At 70.9% G+C, this 23,117-nt stretch carries 14 protein-coding genes and 1 pseudogene; 13 read left to right on the top strand and 2 right to left on the bottom strand.

What is annotated here, in order from left to right:
- Positions 1 to 40 precede the first annotated feature (40 nt).
- Both K1J60_RS09230 and K1J60_RS09225 read left to right on the top strand, forming a co-directional pair.
- Complete coding sequence (locus tag K1J60_RS09230) at positions 41 to 715, top strand: response regulator (protein WP_220645768.1); 675 nt, start codon at positions 41 to 43, stop codon at positions 713 to 715.
- 35 nt (positions 716 to 750) lie between these two features.
- A complete protein-coding gene (locus tag K1J60_RS09225; RefSeq protein ID WP_220645767.1) occupies positions 751 to 1,941 on the top strand; it encodes a cytochrome P450 family protein in 1,191 nt (396 codons plus the stop codon).
- A 126-nt stretch (positions 1,942 to 2,067) separates the two neighbouring features.
- Here the strand turns inward: K1J60_RS09225 and K1J60_RS09220 are convergent, their stop codons facing one another.
- Positions 2,068 to 3,078 carry a Gfo/Idh/MocA family protein gene (locus K1J60_RS09220; RefSeq protein WP_220645766.1) on the bottom strand — a complete coding sequence of 337 codons (1,011 nt, stop codon included), beginning with the start codon at positions 3,076 to 3,078 and terminating at the stop codon, positions 2,068 to 2,070.
- A gap of 129 nt (positions 3,079 to 3,207) precedes the next feature.
- Between K1J60_RS09220 and K1J60_RS09215 the strand changes: the two genes are divergently transcribed.
- The 11 genes and pseudogenes from K1J60_RS09215 (at position 3,208) to K1J60_RS09160 (ending at position 19,940) form a co-directional block, all read left to right on the top strand.
- Positions 3,208 to 3,945, top strand: a complete 738-nt coding sequence (locus tag K1J60_RS09215) for a GntR family transcriptional regulator (RefSeq protein ID WP_220651379.1) — start codon at positions 3,208 to 3,210, stop codon at positions 3,943 to 3,945.
- 135 nt (positions 3,946 to 4,080) lie between these two features.
- Complete coding sequence (locus K1J60_RS09210; protein WP_033529888.1) at positions 4,081 to 5,226, top strand: ROK family glucokinase; 1,146 nt, start codon at positions 4,081 to 4,083, stop codon at positions 5,224 to 5,226.
- On the top strand, positions 5,223 to 5,804 hold the full coding sequence (locus K1J60_RS09205) for a sugar kinase (protein ID WP_220645765.1): 582 nt from the start codon (positions 5,223 to 5,225) through the stop codon (positions 5,802 to 5,804). Before K1J60_RS09210 ends, K1J60_RS09205 begins: the two co-directional genes overlap by 4 nt.
- Before the next feature lie 159 nt (positions 5,805 to 5,963).
- Positions 5,964 to 8,801, top strand: a complete 2,838-nt coding sequence (locus K1J60_RS09200) for a DEAD/DEAH box helicase (protein ID WP_220651378.1) — start codon at positions 5,964 to 5,966, stop codon at positions 8,799 to 8,801.
- Positions 8,802 to 9,556: 755 nt separating this feature from the next.
- Positions 9,557 to 11,521: an SWIM zinc finger family protein gene (locus K1J60_RS09195; protein ID WP_259407640.1), complete on the top strand. Its 1,965-nt coding sequence runs from the start codon at positions 9,557 to 9,559 to the stop codon at positions 11,519 to 11,521.
- Between the two features lie 807 nt (positions 11,522 to 12,328).
- Positions 12,329 to 13,621 (top strand): hypothetical protein, encoded by a 1,293-nt coding sequence (locus K1J60_RS09190; RefSeq protein ID WP_220645764.1) that lies wholly within the window; start codon positions 12,329 to 12,331, stop codon positions 13,619 to 13,621.
- Positions 13,618 to 15,021, top strand: a complete 1,404-nt coding sequence (locus K1J60_RS09185; RefSeq protein WP_220645763.1) for an argonaute/piwi family protein — start codon at positions 13,618 to 13,620, stop codon at positions 15,019 to 15,021. Before K1J60_RS09190 ends, K1J60_RS09185 begins: the two co-directional genes overlap by 4 nt.
- 1,046 nt (positions 15,022 to 16,067) lie before the next feature.
- Positions 16,068 to 16,955: a DUF5655 domain-containing protein gene (locus tag K1J60_RS09175; RefSeq protein ID WP_259407639.1), complete on the top strand. Its 888-nt coding sequence runs from the start codon at positions 16,068 to 16,070 to the stop codon at positions 16,953 to 16,955.
- A 494-nt stretch (positions 16,956 to 17,449) separates the two neighbouring features.
- Positions 17,450 to 18,069, top strand: a pseudogene (locus K1J60_RS09170) (bifunctional 4-hydroxy-2-oxoglutarate aldolase/2-dehydro-3-deoxy-phosphogluconate aldolase).
- Between the two features lie 32 nt (positions 18,070 to 18,101).
- Positions 18,102 to 19,022, top strand: a complete 921-nt coding sequence (locus tag K1J60_RS09165; protein ID WP_259408248.1) for a sugar kinase — start codon at positions 18,102 to 18,104, stop codon at positions 19,020 to 19,022.
- A gap of 15 nt (positions 19,023 to 19,037) precedes the next feature.
- Positions 19,038 to 19,940: an SMP-30/gluconolactonase/LRE family protein gene (locus K1J60_RS09160; RefSeq protein WP_220645761.1), complete on the top strand. Its 903-nt coding sequence runs from the start codon at positions 19,038 to 19,040 to the stop codon at positions 19,938 to 19,940.
- A gap of 169 nt (positions 19,941 to 20,109) precedes the next feature.
- On the opposite strand, the gene K1J60_RS09155 is transcribed toward K1J60_RS09160, so the two are convergent.
- Positions 20,110 to 22,398 carry an ATP-binding protein gene (locus tag K1J60_RS09155; protein ID WP_259407638.1) on the bottom strand — a complete coding sequence of 763 codons (2,289 nt, stop codon included), beginning with the start codon at positions 22,396 to 22,398 and terminating at the stop codon, positions 20,110 to 20,112.
- Between the last annotated feature and the right edge of the window lie 719 nt (positions 22,399 to 23,117).

The following is a 23,117-nucleotide window of genomic DNA, read 5'->3' as shown; positions in this document are numbered from 1 at the left end:
TACGGTAGTGCTCCATGACCGACATCCGAACGGTGGGCCGATGACCGCGATCCGACTGCTCCTCGTCGACGACGATCCCCTCGTGCGCAGAGGCCTCTCGCTCATGCTGGGCGGCGCCGACGACATCGAGATCGTGGGCGAGGGCGCCGACGGCCACGAGGTGGAGGCCCTCGTCGACCGTACGCGCCCCGACGTCGTCCTCATGGACATCCGGATGCCGACCGTCGACGGTCTCGCCGCCACCGAGCGGCTCCGCGCCCGCCCGGAGGCGCCCGAGGTCGTCGTCCTCACCACCTTCCACGCCGACGACCAGGTGCTGCGGGCCCTACGGGCCGGCGCGGCCGGCTTCGTCCTGAAGGACACCTCGCCCGCCGAGATCGTCGAGGCGGTACGGCGGGTCGCGGCCGGTGACCCCGTGCTCTCGCCCGCCGTCACCCGCCGGCTCATGGCGCACGCCGCGGGCAGCACCGCCGACACCCGCCGCGCCACCGCCCGTTCCCGGGTCGCCGCCCTCAACGACCGGGAACGCGAGGTTGCCGTCGCCGTCGGCCGCGGCGCCTCCAACGCCGAGATCGCCGCCGAACTCTTCATGAGTGTCGCCACCGTCAAGACCCATGTCTCCCGCGTCCTCGCCAGGCTCGACCTCAACAACCGTGTGCAGATAGCCCTGTTGACCTACGACGCGGGGTTGCTGGAGGACGACGGGCACGCGTGAGCGACTCGGGGCGTTGGACGGGTGAAGGGGGAGTCATGGGGCATGAGCATGTGATCGATCTCGGGGAGTACGGACCGGGGTTCACCGAGAACCCCCATCCCGTCTACGCCGAACTGCGGGCGCGCGGCCCCGTCCACCGGGTCCGGCTGCCCCAGCACGACGCGCACCACGAGGTCTGGCTCGTCGTCGGACACGAGGAGGCGAGGGCGGCGCTCGCCGACCCCCGGCTGTCGAAGGACGGCTCGAAGGTCGGGGTGACCTTCCTCGACGAGGAGCTGATCGGCAAGTATCTGCTGGCCGCCGACCCGCCCCGGCACACCCGGTTGCGGGGACTGATCACCCGGGAGTTCACCGGGCGCCGGGTCGAGCGGCTGCGGCCGAGGATCCAGGAGATCACCGACTCGCTGCTGGACGAGATGGTGCCGCGCGGCCGCGCCGACCTGGTCGAAACGTTCGCGTACCCGCTGCCCCTCACCGTCATCTGCGAACTGCTCGGCGTGCCCGAGCTCGACCGGGCGGCCTTCCGCAAGCTGTCGACGGAGGCGGTGGCACCCACCAGCGGGGAGAGCGAGCATGAGACCTTCGTCCAACTCGCCGCCTACCTGGAGGAGTTGGTCGAGGACAAGCGATGCTCGCCGCCCGCCGACGACCTGCTGAGCGCGCTGATCCGGACGACCGACGAGGACGGCGACCGCCTGTCACCCGCCGAGCTGCGCGGCATGGCCTACATCCTGCTGATCGCCGGCCACGAGACCACCGTCAACCTCATCACCGGCGCCGTCCACGCGCTGCTCACCCATCCCGGGCAACTCGCCGAGGTGCGGGCCGACATGAGCCTCGTGGACGCGGTCGTGGAGGAGACCCTGCGGCACGAGGGCCCGGTGGAGAACGCGACGTTCCGTTTCGCCGCCGAGGCGCTGGAGATAGGCGGCACGGTCATCCCGGCGGGCGACTCGGTGCTGATCGGCCTGTCCGCCGCCGACCGCGACGGTGCCCGCTATCCCGACCCCGACCGCTTCGACATCCACCGTGACACCCGCGGCCACCTCGCCTTCGGCCATGGCATCCACTTCTGCCTGGGTGCGCCCCTAGCGCGTCTGGAGGCCGGTGTAGCCCTCCGGGCCCTGCTGCGGCGCTGCCCGGATCTCGCGTTGGACGGTCCGCCGGGGGAGTGGCTGCCGGGCATGCTGATACGAGGGGTGCGGAGCCTGCCGCTGCGGTGGTGAGGCGTTTTCCCGCCCCGCCGCCCCTGTGCGGCCGAGTGGGGCTTCTCGCGCGGTTCCCCGCGCCCCGGAAGGGGCCTTCGGCCCTTCCGTGAGAACCCCACCGGACCCGCAGCCGCGACTGAACGCCTACTCCCGGCCGCCCGGGATCTCTCCCAGGTTGACCGGACGGTGCTCCAGCCGGGACAGCTCGCACGCCTCGGCCACGCGCAGCGCCTGCAGAGCCTCACGGCCGTCGCACGGGTTCGCCCGCTCCCCGCGCACCACCTCGACGAACGCGGCGATCTCGGCCTCGTACGCGGCGGCGAACCGCTCCAGGAAGCCGGTCCACGGCTTGTCCGCCGGCGGCGGCCCGCTCGGCTCCGTGGACGCGAGCGGCGTACGGTCGTCCAGGCCGACCACCACCGTGTCCAGCTCCCCGGCCAGCTCCAGCCGTACGTCGTACCCGGCGCCGTTCACCCGCGCCGCGGTGGCCGTCACGAGCGTGCCGTCCTCCAGGGTGAGCAGCGCCGCCGCCGTGTCGAAATCGTGCGCCTCCCGGAACATCGGATGCCCGGCGTCCGACCCGGTGGCGTACACGGAGGCGACCTCGCGCCCGGTCACCCACCGCACGATGTCGAAGTCGTGGATCAGGGTGTCCCGGTAGATGCCTCCCGAGATCGGCAGGTACCCGGCGGGCGGCGGCGTCTGATCGGCCGTCAGCGCCCGTACGGTGTGCAGCCGCCCGAGCCGGCCCGCCCGGACCGCCTCCCGCGCCCTGACATAGCCCGAGTCGAAACGCCGCTGGAAACCCATCTGCAGCACCGTCCCGGCCGCGTCGACCTCGGTCAGCGCGCTTAACGTGCCCGGCAGGTCCACCGCGACGGGTTTCTCGCAGAACACCGGCAGACCCGAGCGTGCTGCCCGACCGATCAGTTCGCCGTGGGCGGACGTCGCGGCCGTTATCACCACGGCGTCCACACCCCAGGTGAAGATCTCGTCCACGCCCGGCGCCGCCGTCTCGCCGAGGCGATCCGCGAGGTCATGGGCCCGAGCCGGGTCGACGTCGGTGATGATCAGAGAGCCGACATCACGGTGGCGGCTGAGGGTGGTCGCGTGGAACGTCCCGATACGACCCGCCCCGATGAGTCCGATGCGCATGGGAAACAAAGTGGGGGCGTACCTGCCGCCGTGTCAATGGTTTGTCCGGACAACCGAACTACGCGGCTTCCCGTCTCCCAGCACCGGGGCTACGCTCGGCCCGTGCCGAAACCAGAAGTGGATCCGACCGTGTCGCTCCAGCTCAGCGTCGACCGCAGCAGCCCGGTCCCGCTCTACTTCCAGCTGTCCCAGCAGCTGGAGGCCGCGATCGAGCACGGCGAGCTGACCCCGGGCAGTCTGCTGGGCAACGAGATCGAGCTGGCCGCCCGCCTGGGCCTGTCCCGCCCGACCGTCCGCCAGGCGATCCAGTCCCTGGTCGACAAGGGCCTGCTCGTACGCCGCCGCGGCGTGGGCACCCAGGTCGTCCACAGCCAGGTCAAACGCCCCCTGGAACTCAGCAGCCTCTACGACGACCTGGAGGCCGCCGGCCAGCGCCCGGCCACCCGCGTCCTGGTCAACGCCACCGTCACCGCCTCCGCCGAGGTCGCCGCCGCCCTGGCCGTCGCCGAGGGCAGCGAAGTCCACCGCATCGAGCGACTCCGTCTGGCCCATGGGGAACCCATGGCCTACCTCTGCAACTACCTCCCCACCGACCTGCTCGACCTCGACTCCCCGCAACTCGAAGCCACCGGCCTCTACCGCCTCATGCGGACCGCCGGCATCACCCTCCACAGCGCCCGCCAGACCATCGGCGCGAGAACGGCGACCCCGGACGAGGCCGACCGCCTGGGAGAACCGGAGAACGCCCCGCTGCTCACCATGCAGCGCACCACCTTCGACGACACGGGCAGAGCGGTCGAGTACGGCACCCACATCTACCGGGCCTCGCGCTACTCGTTCGACTTCCAGCTCCTGGTCCGCTCATAGAAAGAGGGCACCCCCGCTTTCGAGGGGCGCGGGGAGCCGCGCGAGAAGCCCCACCGGACCCGCGCCCGAAAAACAACCCATGGCACCCCCGCCCCCACGGCGCACCGAGCGGAGCGCTAGGGCAGAATCGGCCCGATGAGCACTTACCGCGACTTCACCCACCGCGGCTCCGCGCGGGCCACCGTCCTGCGGACCGTGGGAACGCGCGAGCGCCGCTCCCATCTGACGGCGCCCCGCGTCCCCACCGTCGGCATCGACATCGGCGGCACGAAGGTGATGGCGGGCGTCGTGGACGCCGACGGCAACATCCTGGAGAAGCTCCGCACCGAGACCCCGGACAAGTCGAAGAGCCCCCAGGTCGTCGAGGACACCATCACGGAACTGGTCCTGGACCTGTCGGACCGGCACGATGTGCACGCCGTCGGCATCGGTGCCGCCGGCTGGGTGGACGCGGAGCGCAACCGCGTGCTGTTCGCGCCGCACCTGTCCTGGCGCAACGAACCCCTGCGCGACCGTCTCGCCGGCCGGCTCGCGGTGCCCGTCCTGGTCGACAACGACGCCAACGCCGCCGCCTGGGCCGAGTGGCGCTTCGGCGCCGGCCGTGACGAGGACCACCTGGTCATGATCACGCTCGGTACCGGCATCGGCGGGGCGATCCTGGAGGACGGCCAGGTCAAGCGCGGCAAGTTCGGCGTCGCGGGCGAGTTCGGCCATATGCAGGTCGTGCCCGGCGGCCACCGCTGCCCGTGCGGCAACCGCGGCTGCTGGGAGCAGTACAGCTCGGGGAACGCCCTGGTCAGAGAGGCCCGCGAACTCGCGGCGGCCGACTCCCCGGTGGCGTACGGGATCATCGAGCACGTCAAGGGCAACATCGCCGACATCACCGGGCCGATGATCACCGAGCTGGCCCGCGAGGGCGACGCGATGTGCATCGAGCTGCTCCAGGACATCGGCCAGTGGCTCGGCGTCGGCATCGCCAACCTGGCCGCCGCCCTCGACCCGTCCTGCTTCGTGATCGGCGGCGGCGTCTCGGCCGCCGACGACCTGCTGATCGGCCCCGCCCGGGACGCCTTCCGCCGCCACCTCACCGGCCGCGGCTACCGCCCCGAGGCCCGCATCGCGCGCGCCCAGCTCGGGCCCGAGGCCGGCATGGTGGGCGCCGCCGACCTCGCCAGACTCGTCGCCCGCCGCTTCCGCCGCGCCAACCGGCGCCGGGTCGAGCGGTACGAGCGCTACGCGCGGTACGTGGAGGCCCGTCGCACCACCCAGGACACCGCGTGACCGCCGCGGTGCCCCACCAGGGCTCCTCCCCGGAGGAACCGGGGCTGCCCGCCGAGGACCGCCGCCACATGATCCGCCGCCGGGCGATCACCCTGGCGATCATCGTGCTGCTCATCGGCGTTCCGGCCGGCTATCTGGTGATCTCCGCCAACCAGAGCCGCGACAGCGGCAAGGACAAGGAGAAGAAGTACTCGGCGACCGGCCTCACCGCCCACTGGCCCTCCCGGGTGCAGCAACGCCTCTACCAGGTGCCGATCCCGCCGTACTCCAAGCACGTCGCGTACTACGAGACGAACAACTGGAAGACCAGCCGCCTCTACGTGCAGTTCTACACGAGCAACGAGGGCCTGGAGAGCTTCCTCAACCAGATCGGCGCCGGCACCGGCGACCTGGTCGAGGACCGGGCCGCGATCAACTCCCGCGACCGGGGGATCGTCGGCTGGGACTTCACCGGCCCCGGCCCCTGGTACGGCCTCGTCAACGACCAGAAGAACCCCGCGCCCACCCACGACATCGTCGTGAACCGGTCCAACCCGGACCATCCGATGGTGTACGTGGTGTCGCGAACCGTGCCCTGACCTGCCCGGACACCGACGTGGACGGACCTTCGCCCGCTCGCCGCGGCCGATTGTCAGACCCCGCCCGTAGAGTCGGAGACAGCTGATCGAGTCGAAGGCGGCGATCGGAGCCGGACCGGAGACGGCTCATCCGACGGGGGACGGGAGGTGACCGGACGCATGTGGGACATGGCTGTTCCCGAGACGGACACGGACGTCCCCGCGCGGACGTCCGTCCCCGTCCGGCTGGCCGCCGTCTTCCTTCCCGCCCCGCTGCCCCGGCACAGCAGGTTCGCGTTCTGGGACCCGGCGGGCGCGGAGCCGCCGCCGGGCACCGCCGAGGACCTCACCGTCGTACGACCCCACGGCTCCGGCGCCCGCAGGGGCACCGTCCCCGCCCTGTGCCTGCCGGTCGGCGAGGCCCTTCCCCTGCTCACCCGGGCCCGCCGCGACCCCGCCGCCCACCCCGCCACGGCCTGCTGGGGCGCGGCCGCGCTGCACGCGTTGCGGCTGATCGCCCGGGGGCGGCTGCTGCCCGGACTGACCGCCGACGGGTACGACGCGTGGCGGGCGGGACCCCTGGATCCGGACGACATCGCCCACCTCAGAGCCGTCGCCGCGGCCCTGCCGTACGAGGGCCACGCCGTGCCGCTGCCCGGCAAGGGACCGCTCCGGCTGCCCGAGCCGGAAGCCCTGATGCGGTCCTTCCTGGACGCGGTCGCCGACACGCTCCCGCGCGGCCCGGCGGCGCCGTACGTCTCCGGGAAACCGTTCGCGGCGCACGCCGGACAGCGGCTGCCCCACGCGCGTGACTGGGCCGCCGAGGTCGCCGCGGGCATGGACGCGGGCGTACGGATCTCCCTGCGCCTGGACCTGTCGGCGTACGACCTCTTCGACGACGCCGAACGGGCCCCGCGGGCGGGCGCGGCCGTCGTCCAGGTGCACAGCCTCGCCGACCCCACCCTCGTCGTCGACGCGGCGGCGCTGTGGGCGGGCGACGCGGACGCGGCCTTCGGGCCCCGCGCGCGCGTGGACGCCGCCCTCGCCGTACGCCGCGCCGCCCGTGTCTGGCCGCCCCTGGACCGCCTCTCCGAACAGGACGTCCCCGATGTCCTCGCCCTCTCCGAGGACGAACTGTCCGACCTGCTGGGTGTCGCCGCGACCCGGCTCGGCGCGGCCGGCGTCGCGGTGCACTGGCCCCGGGACCTGGCCCACGACCTCAGCGTCCGCGCCGAGGTGCGCCCCGCGCCCGGCTCCGCCACGGACGGCACCGGCTTCTTCGAGAGCGAGGAACTGCTGCGGTTCCGCTGGCAGTTGGCGCTCGGCGGCGACCCGCTCACCGAGACCGAGATGGACAGCCTCGCCGAGGCCCACCGTCCGATCGTCCGCCTGCGCGACCAGTGGGTCCTCGTCGACCCGGCCCTCGTCCGCAAGGCCCGCAAACGCGAACTGGGCCTCCTCGACCCGGTGGACGCCCTGTCCGTGGCCCTCACCGGGCAGGCGGAGGTCGACGGCGAGACGGTGGAAGCGGTGCCGGTCGGGGCACTGGCGGCTCTCCGCGACCGCCTGACGGCCGGTCTCGGCCCGGTCGAGCCGCCGCCGGGCCTCTCGGCCACCCTCCGCGACTACCAACTCCGGGGCCTGGCCTGGCTGGACCTCATGACCTCCCTCGGCCTCGGCGGCTGCCTCGCCGACGACATGGGCCTCGGCAAGACGATCACGGTCATCGCCCTGCATCTGCGCCGGGCCCGCACCGAACCCACGCTGGTCGTCTGCCCAGCCTCCCTGCTGGGCAACTGGCAGCGGGAGATCACCCGGTTCGCCCCCGGCGTCCCCGTCCGCCGCTTCCACGGCACCGACCGCTCCCTGGACGACCTCGACGGCGGCTTCGTCCTCACCACCTACGGCACCATGCGCTCCGCCGCCCCGCACCTGGCCGCCCAGCACTGGGGCATGGTCGTCGCCGACGAGGCCCAGCACGTCAAGAACCCCTACTCGGCGACCGCGAAGGCCCTGCGCACGATCCCGACGCCCGCGCGCGTGGCCCTCACCGGCACCCCCGTCGAGAACAACCTGTCCGAACTCTGGGCGCTCCTCGACTGGACGACCCCCGGGCTCCTCGGCCCGCTCAAGTCCTTCCGGGCCCGGCACGCCCGCGCCGTGGAGAACGGCGAGGACCAGGAGGCGGTCACCCGTCTCGCCCGTCTGGTCCGCCCCTTCCTCCTCCGCCGCAAGAAGTCGGACCCGGGCATCGTGCCCGAACTCCCGCCCAAGACCGAGACGGACCACCCCGTCCCCCTCACCCGCGAGCAGGCCGCCCTGTACGAGGCCGTCGTGCGCGAGTCGCTGCTCGCCATCGAGACGGCGGAGGGCATCGCCCGCCGGGGCCTCGTCCTGAAGCTCCTCGGCGCCCTGAAGCAGATCTGCGACCACCCGGCGCTCTACCTCAAGGAGGAGGCGGGCCAGTCCGCCGCGGACCGACTCGCCGCCCGCTCCGGCAAACTGGCCCTGCTGGACGAACTGTTGGACACGCTGCTCGCCGAGGACGGCTCGGCGCTGGTCTTCACCCAGTACGTCGGCATGGCCCGGCTGATCACCGCCCATCTCGCCGCTCGCGCGGTCCCGGTCGAACTGCTCCACGGCGGCACGCCGATCAAGGACCGCGAACACATGGTGGACCGCTTCCAGAGCGGAGCGACACCTGTCCTGGTCCTGTCCCTCAAGGCCGCCGGAACCGGTCTGAACCTCACCCGCGCGGGCCATGTCGTCCACTTCGATCGCTGGTGGAACCCCGCCGTCGAGGAGCAGGCCACCGACCGCGCCTACCGCATCGGCCAGACCCAGCCCGTCCAGGTCCACCGTCTGATCACCGAGGGCACCATCGAGGACCGCATCGCCGAGATGCTGGAAGCCAAGCGCGCCCTCTCCGACGCCATCCTCGGCTCCGGCGAGGCGGCCCTGACGGAGCTGACCGACCGAGAACTGACCGACCTGGTGTCGCTGCGGAGGTCGTCGTGAGCGGGGGAACGGGGATGCCGGGCGGTGCGGGGGCGCCGGGAGATGAGCGGGGGCCGGGCGGTGCGCCGGGCCGGGCGGGGGAGAGCGCGTGGAGCGGGGACGAGGCTGCGGAGCGGGCGCCTGAAGGCCGGGGCGCCGAGAGGGAAGAGAACCCTCCGGCGGAGACCGATGGGGCACCGGCGGCCGACGAGGTGAACCCGGGAGGTCCGACGGGGGAGGGTGGGCAGGCTTCCGGCCTCGGGCCCCGGCCCGCCGACGCGGCTCGCCGGGCGTTGCGGGCGGCACGGGAACGGGACGGGCAGGGGACGGAGCCCGGTGACCGCCGGGGCTCGGGCTCCGCTTCGGGTACCGGCGTGGCCGGACCGAAGGGGGCGGGCGACGCCCGGGCGGCGCGGTCCGCCGCCGCCCGGCCTGGTGACGTGGCCCGGGAGGCCTTGCGGAGGGCTGTGGAGGCTCCTGCCGCCGTTGAGGGGGAGAGTGGCGGTCCGTCCGGCGCCGCCCCCGACTCGGCAAGCGTCACTGCCGTACACCCCGGTTCGGCGGACACGCCGAGCGCCGGCACAGGTGCGGCAAGTGCTCCCGGCGCGCGCCCACGTGCGGCCGGCGCGTCGGATGCTCGCTCCGGTGGGGCGATCAGGTCCAGCGCGCGCCTGCGTGGGGCCGACGCGTCGGACGCCGGCCTCGGTGAGGACGCAGGCCGTGCCGGTGAGACGGGCAAGGCCGGCGGGCGGCCCGGTGACGTCGCCCGGGAAGCGTTGCGGGCCGCACGTGACGCCGAGCGGGCCCGGGCCGAGGCTGAGGGCGTTCGTGCCGGGGGCACGGGCAAGGGCGGTCGGGCCGCGCGGCAGGGCGGGCTGCCGTCGGCCAGGCTGCGGGCGGACCGGGAGACGTCCCCGAGCTCCGGCGGTGACGGGAGCGGCGAGGCAACGGGACGCAGGGCTCGGTGGGATGCCCCGCGCGGCCGGGCATCCGGAGAAGCCCACGAGGAGCGCGGCTCAGGAGGCACCCCCGCAGGCCGGGCCCTGCGTGACCGTACGCGCGACCTACGCGAACTGCTCGCCGGTGCCTTCGAGTTGCCCTCCGAGGACCCAGACCCCGGCGAGACCGCAGCCGTGGAGCAGCACACGGGCACCGACACCGGGCAGGACGGCGGCGCCGAGCCGTCGCCGCCGCACGAGAGCACACCCGGCGACAGCGCGTCGCGAGCCCCGGCCGCTCCTCACCCGGCTTCCGGCCCCGAAGAATCCGGCCCCGAAGAATCCGGCTCCGACGTATTCGGCTCCGACGTATTCGGCCCCGGCCTACCTGGCCCCGGCCTCGACCTACCCCGCCCCGGCTCCGACCTCCCCGGCACCCCGCTCCGAGCCCCCGCCTCCCCCGCGGCTGCCCTCCCCGACGCCCCCACCACCTCCCGCGTCCCCCGCACCATGGCCGCGCCCTCCCGGGACGGTGAACTGCGGCGCACCTTCCGTCCGTTCCCGCCCCGGACCTCCCCCGGCGAGGCGTTCGCGGAGAGCTGGTGGGGCAACGCCTGGGTGACGGCGCTGGAGGAGGGCGCGCTGGACGCGGCGCGGCTGGCGCGCGGCCGGGCGTACGCCGACAGGGGGAACGTCGACGCGATCACCGTCACCCCGGGGCTGGTGCTGGCGTATGTGCACGGCAGCAGGCCCCGACCGTACCGGGTGCAACTCCGGCTGCGGACGCTGGACGACGCCGAATGGGACCGCTTCCTGGACGCGGCCGCGGAACAGCCGGGCCACATCGTCGCGTTGCTGGACAAGGAACTGCCCCACACCCTGGCCGGGCCAGGACCCCGTCCGGGAGCCGGACCCGGAGGCCGGGGCGTGCGCCTGCTGCCCGGTGCGGGCGAGCTCGAACCCCGGTGCAGCTGCCCCGACTTCGGGCACCCCTGCAAGCACGCGGCGGCGCTCTGCTACCAGACGGCGCGGCTGCTGGACCAGGACCCGTTCGTCCTGTTGCTGCTGCGGGGCCGGGGCGAGCGGGAGTTGCTGGACGCGCTGTCACGGCGGAACGCGGCCCGTGCGGCGCGCGCCGCGCAGGAGCAGGAGCCCGCTCCGCTTCCGGGCGTGCGGGCCCGTGACGCCCTCGCCCCGCGCGCCCTCCCGCCGCTGCCCGCCCCGGCACCCCCGCCCCCGCACCCGGAACAGCCACCGGTCTACCCGGGCGCGCCCGGCGGCCCCGACCCGTTCGCGTTGGACCAGTTGGCCACCGACGCGGCGGCCCGCGCGCACGCCTTGCTCACCACGGGACGCGACCCGGTGGCCGAACTGACGCTGTGGCAGGACGCGGTGCGACTCGCCGCCGCACGCCCCGGCTCCGGCCTCACCGCCACCACCCGCGCCCTGTACTCCTCGCTGGCCGCCGCCACCGGTCGCACCCCGGCCGACCTGGCCCGCGCGGTCGCCGCCTGGCGTCAGGGGGGCCTCGCAGGGCTGGCCGTCCTGGAGGAGCCCTGGGACCCGCCGGCCGGCCGCTTCGACCGCGCCCGCCCCCTGCTGCTCGCCGCGGACCTCCCGGCCTTCCGCCCCTGGCGCAACCACCTCACCCACCCCCACGGCCACATGCAACTCCGCCTCGGCCAGGACGGCCTCTGGTACGCGTACGAGTCCGAACCGGGCCGCGACGACTGGTGGCCCCGAGGCACCCCGGACCTCGACCCGGTCGGAGCCCTGACCGGCCTGGGCGCCACCGAGGACTGAGCGGATAGAAGTCGCTGAGCCTGACGATCGCATGTACCGCGGGGGTGTGGTTGTCGCTGCTGATCACAATGTCGGCGAAACTCGGGGGCTCCGGGTTGTCGGTGGGGACGACGTTCATCCCTGTGTCGAGGTTGGGTGTGACGCGGCCGTTGGCCGAGGTCTCGGCGAGGTCGCGCAGCTGGTCGAGCATGGTCAGTGCCGGAGAACTCATATGTGGATCCCCGAGGGTTCCGGCAGCCGGACGTGCCGCGCCGAGAGGGCCGGGAGCCGCCGGGATCCCCGGGCTGTGTGAGATTTCGTGATACGTGAGAGGGTCTGAGGCGTGAGTGAGACACCGTCGAACACCCTGCAATATCGCTTTGACGGGCCGGAAGAGGCTCCCGTCCTGATCCTGGCTCCCTCTCTGGGCACCACCTGGCACAGGTTGTAGAGACCGTCCAGAGGTGTCCAGCTAATCCAGGACGGGCGCGTAACGCCAGGTCAAAGCCTCACAGTCCGGGGGAGTCCGCACGGTTGGTGAGGCCGGTGTGATAGCGCGTGAGACGAGGAGCCCCGCCGGGATGCTCCGGCGGGGCTCCTGTGCGCAGCGGGCTACGACGGGGTGCAGCAACCCCTTGCAGTCCGGCTCTCCGCTCTTGAGTCCGCGGAGCAAGAAGGCGGTGACGATACGCGTGCTACGGCCGACGCGTAGCACGCGGCACGGAAACCCCTCGCAACGGACCAGGAATGTGCGTGGTGGTCGGGCCAGCATGGGGCCGGTCTGGAGCTGCTCCGGATGATGTCAGTGCCCCGTCCTAGGGTTGGCTCATGGCATCAAGCAGCCGCAAGGAGATCCCGGCGCCGGTCACCAACCGGTTGTTCGCGCTGTCGGGGAACCAGTGTGCGTTCCCGGCGTGTTCGAGCCCCGTGACGTATCAGGAGGCTTCTGGGGAGAAGCCTGTGACGCTGGCGCAACGTGCGCATCTGGTCGGTGTCGGGAGGCAAGGGCCGCGATCGAGAGAGGCTCCGCTGTCGGATGCTCCGGATGCGGTGGAGAACCTCACCCTCTTCTGCGGAAACCATCACGCGATCGTGGACGGGAACCCTCGAATCTACTCGGTCGAGGTCCTCGCCAAATACAAGGCGGACCACGAAGAGAGGATGGCGGCCAAGGATCTTCGCGTGCCGCCCGCGCCCTTCGAGACCGATTCGGTGGATGTGTCGCTGCTGCCCGTATCGGAACTGCCGGGATCGGTCTGGAGGGCGGAGTCGCTGTTCAGAACATCCATGGAAATCATCGAACGGCTGCCCCGGCCGATGCGTGGTCAGGTCCTTCCCTTCGTGCTGGCCAATGGCCAGGTGTGGGCATTTCATGATCTGGCCGACACCCGAGGGCCGTTCAAACAGGTCGTGGAACCTGAGAGCGCCCAATGTTTGGACGCGGCCGAGCTGCTGGATTCGCATGACCGGAACATCTATGTGTGGTTGTTGAACTCGGCGCTTCGTGTTGCCCTGCGAAAGCGCGGCATACAGTACGACCGCGATCATGGCCGCTACTACTTTCTGGCGGACCATGAGACGGTCACGCGGCGAGTGGAGGCCAAGACCAAGACGGGTAGGAACCAGTCCGCCAAGAAGGTTGTCCGTCAGGAAGGCGAGCTTGTCGGGAATCCGCGTGACGTGTGGTGGCATCTCGCGGCACAGCTTCGCTTCGAGGAATTCGCCACGGGGATGTGGGGGCTGACCATCCGGCCGGAGTTCCATCTCACGAAGAACGGGAAAGTGCCGCTGGATCCGCGCCGGGTGGGGCGCAAGGTGACGAAGCGCAAATCGCGCATGTACAACGAGGGCTACTTCGATGCCGTCCACTTCTTCCGGTATTTCCTTCTCGACGGCCGCGCGCGGGTCGTCTTCGAAGTCGGCCGGCAAAGAATCGCGATCGACGGCGACTTCCCGCAAGTCGATGCCAAGTGGCCGCTGATCGACGACAACCGCTTCAATCCCGTCACCATGCTCGACAGCGGAGACGAAGACGATGTCATCGACGCGCTTGCCAGTTCGTGGGACATCGACGACGCGGAGTGGGACTGGGGCGCCGAACACAAGGAGGACGACCGATGAGCCTCGCGCTCAAATCGCTGAACCTGGGCGTCGAGTGGATCGGCGAGCCAGCCCTCGCCTTCGCCGGCAACCTGACGCACATCGACCCCAAGGTTGGCATTCCTGCGGCGGGCCCCTGGTCACGTGACCAGCCGAACCACCCCGCGGCTGTGACTGCCGGATTCATCGGCACAGCCGAATCCATCGCGAAGGCCCGAGCGTGGCTTTCACGGGCGGCTGAGGGCGTCGACGGCGACGACGAGCACCACCCCTTCTGCGGCTTCCAACCGGACGGCCCCTTCGCCTCCCGGCTGCGCACTGACGGCCCCGAAGCCAAGATCACTGCTGCCGAGATCCGCGCTGTGACCGCGGACCGGCTCAGAAGGCTCGACGGCTTCAACCAGCTCCTTGACGTCATCGACGACTGCCTGCACAGGCTGGCGGGGCTCGATGCTCCTCCATCGGTCGTGTTCATCACGCTTCCGTCCGAGATCACCAAGCGGTACTGGGCCGTTCACCAGCGCAACCGCGGGGTGGAGACCGTATGGAACCTACGTGCCGGAATCAAGGCCCGGGCGATGCAGCGGGGGCTGCGCACGCAGTTGCTCCAGCAGGAGACCGTGGAGTCCGACCTGGACGCGCACACTTCCGATCTCGAGCATCCTGCCGACCTCGCGTGGAACCTGTTCACCGCGATCTACTTCAAGGCGGGCGGATTTCCCTGGACCCCGGTCGGGCTGGCCGAGGGGACGTGCCACCTTGGGGTCACGTTCTACCGTCCGCATGGCGAGAGATCCACAATGCGCACGAGCGTTGCCCAAGCGTTCGCCGAAAACGGAGAGGCGTTCGTGCTGCGGGGCAGCCCGTTCGAATGGAAGGGCAAGTGGCCGCACCTGCCGGCGGAAGAGGCGTCCCGGCTGATCTCAGATGTCATCGGCCGATACAAGCAGACGATGGGGCGCACTCCCCGGCGCATCGTGATCCATAAGCAATCACGCTTCTTCCCCGACGAACGCGAGGGCTTCGAGGACGCACTCAGCAACTACGAGTACGACCTCGTGTCCCTGGCCCCCTCCACCGGCGTACGCGTGATGCGCCACGGCGAATACCCTCCGCCCCGCGGCACTTGCGTCAGCCTCGGCGACCGTCGCTACCTCTACACGACCGGGTACGTGCCGTCGCTCGGCCGCTACCCACACGGGCATGTTCCGGCACCGGTCCAGATCACTGACCATGTTGGCGACTCTAGCGCCCGGGACCTGCTGCGCGAGGTCCTGCTGTTGACGAAAATGAACTGGAACTCCGCCCGTTTCGCCGAGCGGCTGCCGGTCACGGTGCGGTTCGCCGGCGAAGTCGGCGCCATCCTTCGCGACCTCCCCGACACCTATGAACCCGAAGCCCGGTACGCCTTCTACATGTAGATGCGGATCCCTGTGACCGTGGCTGCCGGGCACGCCGTTGGAGAAACCACTTTTGCGGTCCTCGACCTGACGGACCTCATGGACAACGTCGTCAACAGCGCGCGTGGGACTGGTCAAACCGGACCCGCGCATCTACCGACTGGCGGCTGGAGGGGTGGGCGTGGCAGTTCACCGAGGTTCGGCAGGCCACCGTACTGATCCGCACGGATGTCTGCCTCGCCGTGATGTCGTCCGGTGCCGAGCGCTGCGCTCAGCCGGGACGTGACCTGTGCCGTCGCGGCCCTCGTGGCACGACGTGGTTCGCCTTCATACAGGCCCCCGCTATAGGGGCTTCCGTGAGACGACGAGCCCCGCCGGGGAGCCACCTGCTCCGGCGGGGCTTTGCGAGCTGCGGTGCTACGAGGGCGTGCAGCGTGCGGCGGGGGCACCGTTGTACTCCGGCTCTCCGCTTTCGAGCACGCGAAGCAAGGAGGCGGTGACGACACGTGTGCTACGGCCGACGCGTAGCACACGGCACGGGAACTCCCCACGACGAGCCAGGTCGTAGCCCTTCGCCCGTGAGAACCCGAACGCCCTGGAAGCCTCCTCCACGCTCCCCGTTCCCTGCCAAGTCGCGCGGATGTGAGTAGGGCTGTACTGGGCCCCTTCCAATTCGTTGGTCTGCCCCTGCATATCGGATTCTCCAGTTCTATATGACGGCGCTGCTTATGCGCAGTCGGTGGTATTTGAAACTGCCGCGAAAATGTGGCTCTGATGCGTGTGGCGGGTTGGTGGGCTGCACAGCGGTACGGACATTGGTCAAAACAGCAAGTGACGTGAGTGATGTGACCCCGCATCGCGCACTGAGGTTGATATCGATGTGCAAGCCAGCGACGGAAAGTCAGTCCCGCGGTCCCGCGCATGTCCCGCCACTCGGAAATGTCCTACGGATCTGCCTCGTTTGAAGTGTCCCGGGGATGCCTGGGACCAGGCTGTGGAATAGCCGGAAATAAACTCGTCAGCCCTTGTTGTTGACCGTTCGCCACACTGGCTGCACGGGAGGGACAGTGCCGGACCTGAAGCTCTACAAAATGAAAGGCGGCGTGACGGAGGTCATGCCTCGCCTTGCTGATGCCGAGGCGGATGTGCAGAGTCTCGTCGAGGCCAACATGGAGGCACTGCTCGATGTCCGCTTCCTGGCGACCGAGTACAGCACCGGTCCGGTCCACGGCGGCCGGATCGACTCGCTGGGGATCGACGAGAACGGGGCACCGGTGATCGTTGAGTACAAGCGCGGCACCGACGCAGGGGTGATCCATCAGGGGCTCTACTATTTGAGCTGGCTGATGGACCACCGGAGCGAGTACCAGCACTTGGTTCGCGACCGGCTCGGGGTCGCGGCCGCGGCCCAGGTGCTGTGGAGAGCGCCCAGGCTGATCTGCGTGGCTGGCGACTTCACCCGTTACGACGTGCACGCCGTACGCGAGCACCGGCGCAGCATCGACCTGGTCCGCTACCGCTTTTTCGGCACTGAGTACTTTGGCCTTGAGACCGTGGCCTCCGTCACCGGACGCGCGGCTGCCTCCAGGACGGCCCGTCGACGGGCGTCCGCAGTGCCGAGTGCCCGAAGGCGAGACGGCGCGATGACGGACATGGCCGCGGCGGTCGACGAGATCCTGCTCGGCCTCGGGGACGGCATCACCCGGGTCCCGCGCCAGACCTACTGTGCCTACCAGCGGCTGCGGAATTTCGCCTGCGTCTGTCCGCCGCAGAAGTCCAAGCTGCTCGTCTATCTCAAGGCGGATCCGAAGGGGGTCGACCTCGTTCCCGGGTTCACCCGCGACGTGACGCGGCTCGGCCACCACGGCACGGGCGACCTTGAGGTGCAGTTGCGTACGGAGCGGGACCTGGAGCGCGCCCAGGACCTGTTCCGCCTCAGCTACGCCGCGGCGTAGCGGCTTCTCCTCCAAGTGGTTGGTCCGGCGGAGCGTGTGGTTGTGGGTTGTCGTCGTGGCGCTGCCTCTCGACGTGGTGGTCAGGACGTGGCGGTGGACTATCAATGGTGCGGATGATCCCCGGTTTGGCTAACCGGGGATCGGGTGCTACACGCGGTCGTCGACGCCGCTTACCCGCGAGGCGGACAGGCGTCGGTGACCTCCATCGACAGTTCCAGCTGGGCGAAGCGGATCAGGGACTCCAGCCGTCAGGTGGTGCGGGCCTCGGCGAGTCCCTTGAGGTCCACGTTTTTGTCTTCCTGCTATGCAGGACTGGCGTTGCCGCGCATGGCGATGTCGAAGGACCGGTTGGTCGTCAGGCCGGCGCGGTGCAATGTCTGGCGGATGCCAGCGACCTCCGCGGGGGTTAGCGTGTGGTCGTCCGGGTTGGGAGAGATCCCGTCGCAGCCAGCGGCACGGCTGATCATCCGCGGGTTGTCTGGCCGAGCGGGCCGCTGAACCTGGTGGAATCGCTCGGCGCCCACCGCCTGTTGGCGATCGTCCGCGGCAAGGATCCCGCTGCGGCCCTGAGCACCGTACGGACCCTCTCGGGGGAGGGCATCGCGGCCGTCGAGGTCTCGCTGACCACCGCCGACGCCCGACCGTGATCCGGCAGGCGCGAACCGAACTCGGCTCCGACGCGCTGCTCGGCGCCGGCACCGTGCGCTTGGCCGAGGACGCCGCCCGCGCCGTCGACGCGGGCGCCTCCTTCCTCGTCACCCCGGCCCTGGTCGAGGGACTGGAGCCCTGCGGCGTACCCGTGCTGATGGGAGCCCTGACACCGACCGAGATCGAAGCCGCCCTCGCGCGCGGCGCCGACGCGATCAAGCTCTTTCCCGGCTCCCTCGGCGGTCCCGGCTATCTGAAGGCTCTGCGCGACCCGTTCCCCGAGGTGCCCTTCGTGCCCGTCGGCGGAGTGGACGCGCAGGCCGCCCGTGACTACCTCGACCGGGGCGCTCTCGCCGTCGGCGTCGGCTCACCGCTCGTCGGGGACGCGGCCGACGGCGGCGACCTGGAGCAACTGCGCGCCCGCGCGGCCGAGTTCCGCAAGACGGTTGCGGGGGAGAGGCCGTGACATCACCGGAAGTGGTGACCTTCGGCGAGACGATGGCGGCGCTCCGGGCCCACGGCGCGCTGCGGCTGGGCGGCAGCCTCGGCCTGTCCGTAGCCGGAGCCGAGTCGAATGTCGCGATCGGCCTCGCCCGGCTCGGCCACCGGGTGCGCTGGGCCGGCCGCGTCGGTGCGGACGAACTCGGCGCGCTGGTCCTGCGCACGCTGCGGGCCGAGGGTGTCGACACCGACTTCGCGGTCACCGACGACACCAGCCGGCCCACCGGGCTGCTGCTGACCGAACCTCGTCTGGGAACGCTGACCCGAGTCAGTTACTACCGGGAGGGTTCCGCGGGTTCGGCAGTCGCACCGGACGACGTACTGCTCGCGTTGGCCTCCGGGGCCCGCGTGCTGCATCTGACCGGCATCACGCCGGCGCTCGGTCCGTCGGCGGCCGAGGCGGTCCTGGCCGCCGCCAGGGCCGCCCGCGAGAGCGGTGTCACCGTATGTCTCGACGTCAACCACCGCTCCCGGCTGTGGACGTCAGAGCGCGCCCGCACCGCACTGCGACCGGTCCTGGACCATACGGACCTGCTCATCGCCTCCGAGGACGAGCTGCCGTTGGTGCACGAAGCGCCCGGTGCGGGCGAGTCCGAGGCCGTGCACGGCGTGCTGGCGGCAGGCGTCTCCGAGGTGATCGTCAAGCGGGGCGCCCACGGTGCGACGGTCTTCACCGCCGACGGCGCAACCGACCGTGCCGCGCGAGAGGTTGACGCCGTCGACCTGGTCGGCGCGGGCGACGCCTTCGTGGCCGGATACCTCTCCGGACTCCTGGACGGCGCGGACATCCCCGGCCGGCTGCACCGGGCGGTCACCACCGCGGCCTTCGCCGTCGCCACCCGGGGTGACTGGGAGGGCCTGCCGACGCGGGACGAACTCGGCCTGTTCGACGAGCCCGACGGCACGACCATTCGCTGACCCGGAGAACTGATCATGATATCTGCATCAGCGCCGACGGCGGTCGTCGTGGACGGCGCGTACGAACTCGCCGAGGGCGGCCGCTGGGTCGACGGCCGGTACGTGTACGTCGACCTCCTCAGCGGCCGGCTCTTCGAACTCCCCGACGGCACCGAGCCGGCGACGCCGCGCCAACTGGCCCGACTGGACGTGCCGTTGGGCGCCGTCGCGCCGGTGGGGGACCGGCCCGGGGCGTGGATCGCCGCCGCGGGCACCGGCATCGCGCTGCTCACCGCCGACGGCGCACTGCAATGGCTGGACCGCCCCGAGGACCGCACCCCGCTCCCCAGCCGTATGAACGACGGCGTCGCGGACCCCGCCGGCCGCTTCTGGGCCGGCAGCATGGCCTACGACGGCACCCCCGGCGCGGGCTCGCTCTACCGAACGGACCCCGACGGCACGGTGGTGCGCGCCCTCGACGGCCTGACCATCGCCAACGGCTCGGCCTTCACCGCCGACGGCACGACCATGTACCTCGCCGACACGGCGGTCGGCACCATCCTGCGCTGCCGGATCACTCCGCTCTCGGGCGACCTCGCCGGCAGTCCGGAGACCTTCGCCCGACTGCGTGCCGGCGAAGGCAGCCCCGACGGAATGACCGTCGACGACGAGGGCTGTCTCTGGGTGGCGATGTGGGGCGTCGGCGCGGTCCGCCGGTACCACCCGGACGACCGTCTGCTCCACACCCTGACCGTGCCCGCCCCTCACCCCACCTCGGTGTGTCTGCACCCTGGTGACAACCGGCTGTTCGTCACCACGGCCCGGTACGGGGTGAAGAACCCGACCGCGGCCTCGGGCGCGGTGCTGAGCGTTCCCGTACCGGTCGCAGGAACGGCGGCCTGCTCCTGGCGCCGACCGTGTCCGGCCACCACCGCTTGACCGCCCGGATGCACCGATGAGCGGCTCCTGGCACAGCGCAAGTGACCAGGCTGCACACCCGGGGCGACGGCAGCATGCGGGAAAGCGGCTGGCGCCGGGTGAGGCGCGCGGGCAGCGAACACTTGGCGCTGGCGGGGCCGGGCTTCGCCGTAGTGGATGGAGGTCCTGCCTACGAGGCGGACGAGTGGTTGCCTGTCCACCAGGCGGCGATCTGGGCCCGGGATCCGAAGGCGAGCTTGGCCAGGATGTTCTTGATGTGGAACTCCGCCGTGCGTGGAGAGAGTGCGAGTGCGGAGGCGATCTGCTGGTTGCTCTTGCCCTGTGCCACCAGAGCGGCCACTTGGTTCTCTCGGTGGGTCAACGGGTTGGTGGCCGTGTCGGGGGCGGTGTCGACGCCGGTCCCGGTGTCGTCGGACCCCAGTCCGTAGTCGATCGCCTGGGCCGGGGTGCTGTGGCGTGCGCCTTCGTCGAACGCGGCCCCGTAGGCTTGCGGCCCCAGGGCCCGTACAACCGCTTTCTCGCATTCCCTGCGACTCCGGGCTGCATAGGGGTTGACGGCGGCGATCTCGGTTCCCAGTTCGCGCAACACGGCGGTTGCGGCCCCGAGCAACCGGGCCGCCCGATTGTGGTGTCCACCGTCGGCACTGAGGCACGCGAGCAGTTCCAGCTCCTGTGCCGTGCCCAAGTAGTCGTGGAAGCCTCGACCCGTGTCGAGGCTCGACCGGGCGAACCTCGTGCCGGCCTCCAGGTCACCCCGTACCCAGGCGTCCCAGCCCAGCAACCACAGCGCGTACCCACGGCCCATCAGGTCGCCGTGGGCTTCCGCGGCGGCGAGTGTTTCCTGGCAGGTCTGCGTGGCGCGAGGATCTCGCAGGAGGATGCGGAGGAGGCCCAGCACCAATAGCGCATATATCTCCCCGGGCCCGTCTTGCAGAGCTCTTTGAGCAGGCAGCGCAGCCTCGGCCAGGGCCCTGGCCTCCGCCCAGCGTTCCTGCCTTGTCGCCAGAGAGGCGCGCAGTGTTTCCGCCCAGGCCTTCACCGACGGCAGGCCCAGATCGTCCCCCAGCTTCTCTGCCTCGGTGAGCCACCGTTCGGTGACGGCGTGATCGCCTTGGCAAAGTGCTACCCAGGCGCCGCAAATCAAGCCGTCGGCTCGGGCCGGGGTCGGCTCGGGCGCGGCGGTGAGTGCGTGCTCCAGCTGACGGCGTCCCTCACCCAGCAATCCGCCCAGGACCCAGTGGAAGCGCAGCGCGGCGGCCAGTGCCAACGTGGCCCGCGGGTCGGCACGGTACCTCAGCGCGGACCGAAGGTTACCGTGTTCCGCCCGCAGCCGGGCCATGTTCTCCGCCTGCCGCGGCCCGCACCAGTCGCCGTCGATGTGCTGAGCGAGGGCGAGAAAGAAGTCGCGGTGCCGTCGGCGCAGCAGCTGCTCTTCCCCGGACTCGGCCAGACGTTCCCGCCCGTACTCGCGTATGGCCTCCAGGAGTTGGTAGCGGGCATGGCGCCCTTGCTTGTCCGTGGCGAGCACGATCGACTGGTTGACCAACCGGTCCAGCAGGTCCATCACGTCGCTCGGGGCCATACCATCACCGGAGCACACGCCCTCGGCCGCGTCGAGGCTGAAACTGCCGGAGAACACCGACAGCCGGTGCCACAGCAGTTGTTCGGCCGGGCCACACAGTTCGTAGCTGTAGTCGATCATGGCCCTCAGGCTGCGCTGGCGCGGCGGCCCCAGCCGGTTGCCGCTCGTGAGCAAGCCGAACCGGTCCTCCAGCCGGTCGGCCACCTGCTCCACGGTGAGTGTCCGCAGCCGTGCCGCTGCCAGCTCGATGGCCAGCGGAAGCCCGTCCAGCTCCCGGCAGAGCCGGGCGCAAGCCGACCAATTCCTGTCGGTGACCTGGAACTTCGGCCCCACGGCTGCGGCGCGATCCCGCAACAGATCCACCGCATCGGTCTGCGGCAACGGGTGAACCGTGACCAGACGCTCGGCCGGGATGGCCAGCATGTGGCGGCTCGTCGCCAGAATGCGCAGTCCGGGAGCGCTCGACAGCAGCGACTGCACGAGGCCGGCGCAGGCGTCGATCACGTGCTCACAGTTGTCCAGCACAAGCAGCACCTGGCGACCGGAAAGATAGCTCGACAGATGATCGGCGACAGGCCTGATACCCAGATCCAGGCCCCCGAGCGCCATCGCGACCGTGCCCGCAACCTCCGAGGGGTCCGGTACCGAGGCCAGGTCGGCCAGCCACACCCCGTCAGCGAATCCCGTTCGGGCGGCGAACGCGGCCTCCAGGGCCAACCGGGTCTTGCCCACGCCTCCGACACCGGTGAGTGTGACCAGCCTCGCCTCGCTGAGGAGCCGCCGGATCTCGGCGACCTCGCGCCGCCGACCCACGAATGTGGTGAGGGCCCCTGGCAGGTTGCCCTGAACTGTACTGAGATCGGTTGGGCCAGCCACTTCCTCGCACTCCGTTCTCGTCTCCGCGTGACCGCATCGCGTGCGTCCCTGGCGGCAGCACGACGGTCTGACAGGCCCCTCGGTCACCATGTCCGCGCCCGTGACACCGCTCGAAGCGCGGCGCGGAACCGCAAAAAGGCTGATGAACAACACGACCATTTTATGCCGTCGGCGCATTCGCCGGAGGGCCCGGCAACAGGCACGGAAGGCAGGATGGCAGCCACATGTACCTACGCGGACACGCATCGTGTTCGCCCGGGAAACGTCCGATGCCTATGGAGAGCGACGGCGTGCCCGAGAACACAACTCCAGGGTCTGTCCAGAACGGCGATTCAGGAGCCGGGCAGGGTTGCCGGGACGACGCCATATCCGACGGAGTCCGAGTTTCGCTCGGTACGGACGGCGCCCAAGGCTGCAGGAGGCTGGTCCGTGAGCCGGAGGAAGGCTTCTCGCTCGCGGGACCAGGGACTGAGAAGCACGCTTCCAGCTGGATGCGAGACCTCAGTCACAGCCGGGACCAGGGCCTATGGGCCCATGGATACTGTTCAGTGACATAAGGGCGACTGCGTCCCTGTCGTTGCTCCGAATGCCGTACCCCCGACATGCGCTGATGACAGCTGTATGCCGGTCGCGGGGGTGGTGCGGTGGTTGGGGTACGGCGACAGGACCGCGCCCCGACCGCCGCAACGAAGCGTGCTGCCACCGCGGACAGGCGTCCT

The organism is Streptomyces akebiae (assembly GCF_019599145.1).
In the GTDB taxonomy this organism is placed as follows: domain Bacteria; phylum Actinomycetota; class Actinomycetes; order Streptomycetales; family Streptomycetaceae; genus Streptomyces; species Streptomyces akebiae.
Note: the sequence above shows the minus strand (reverse complement) of the source record. Positions and strands in the feature narration are given on the sequence as shown.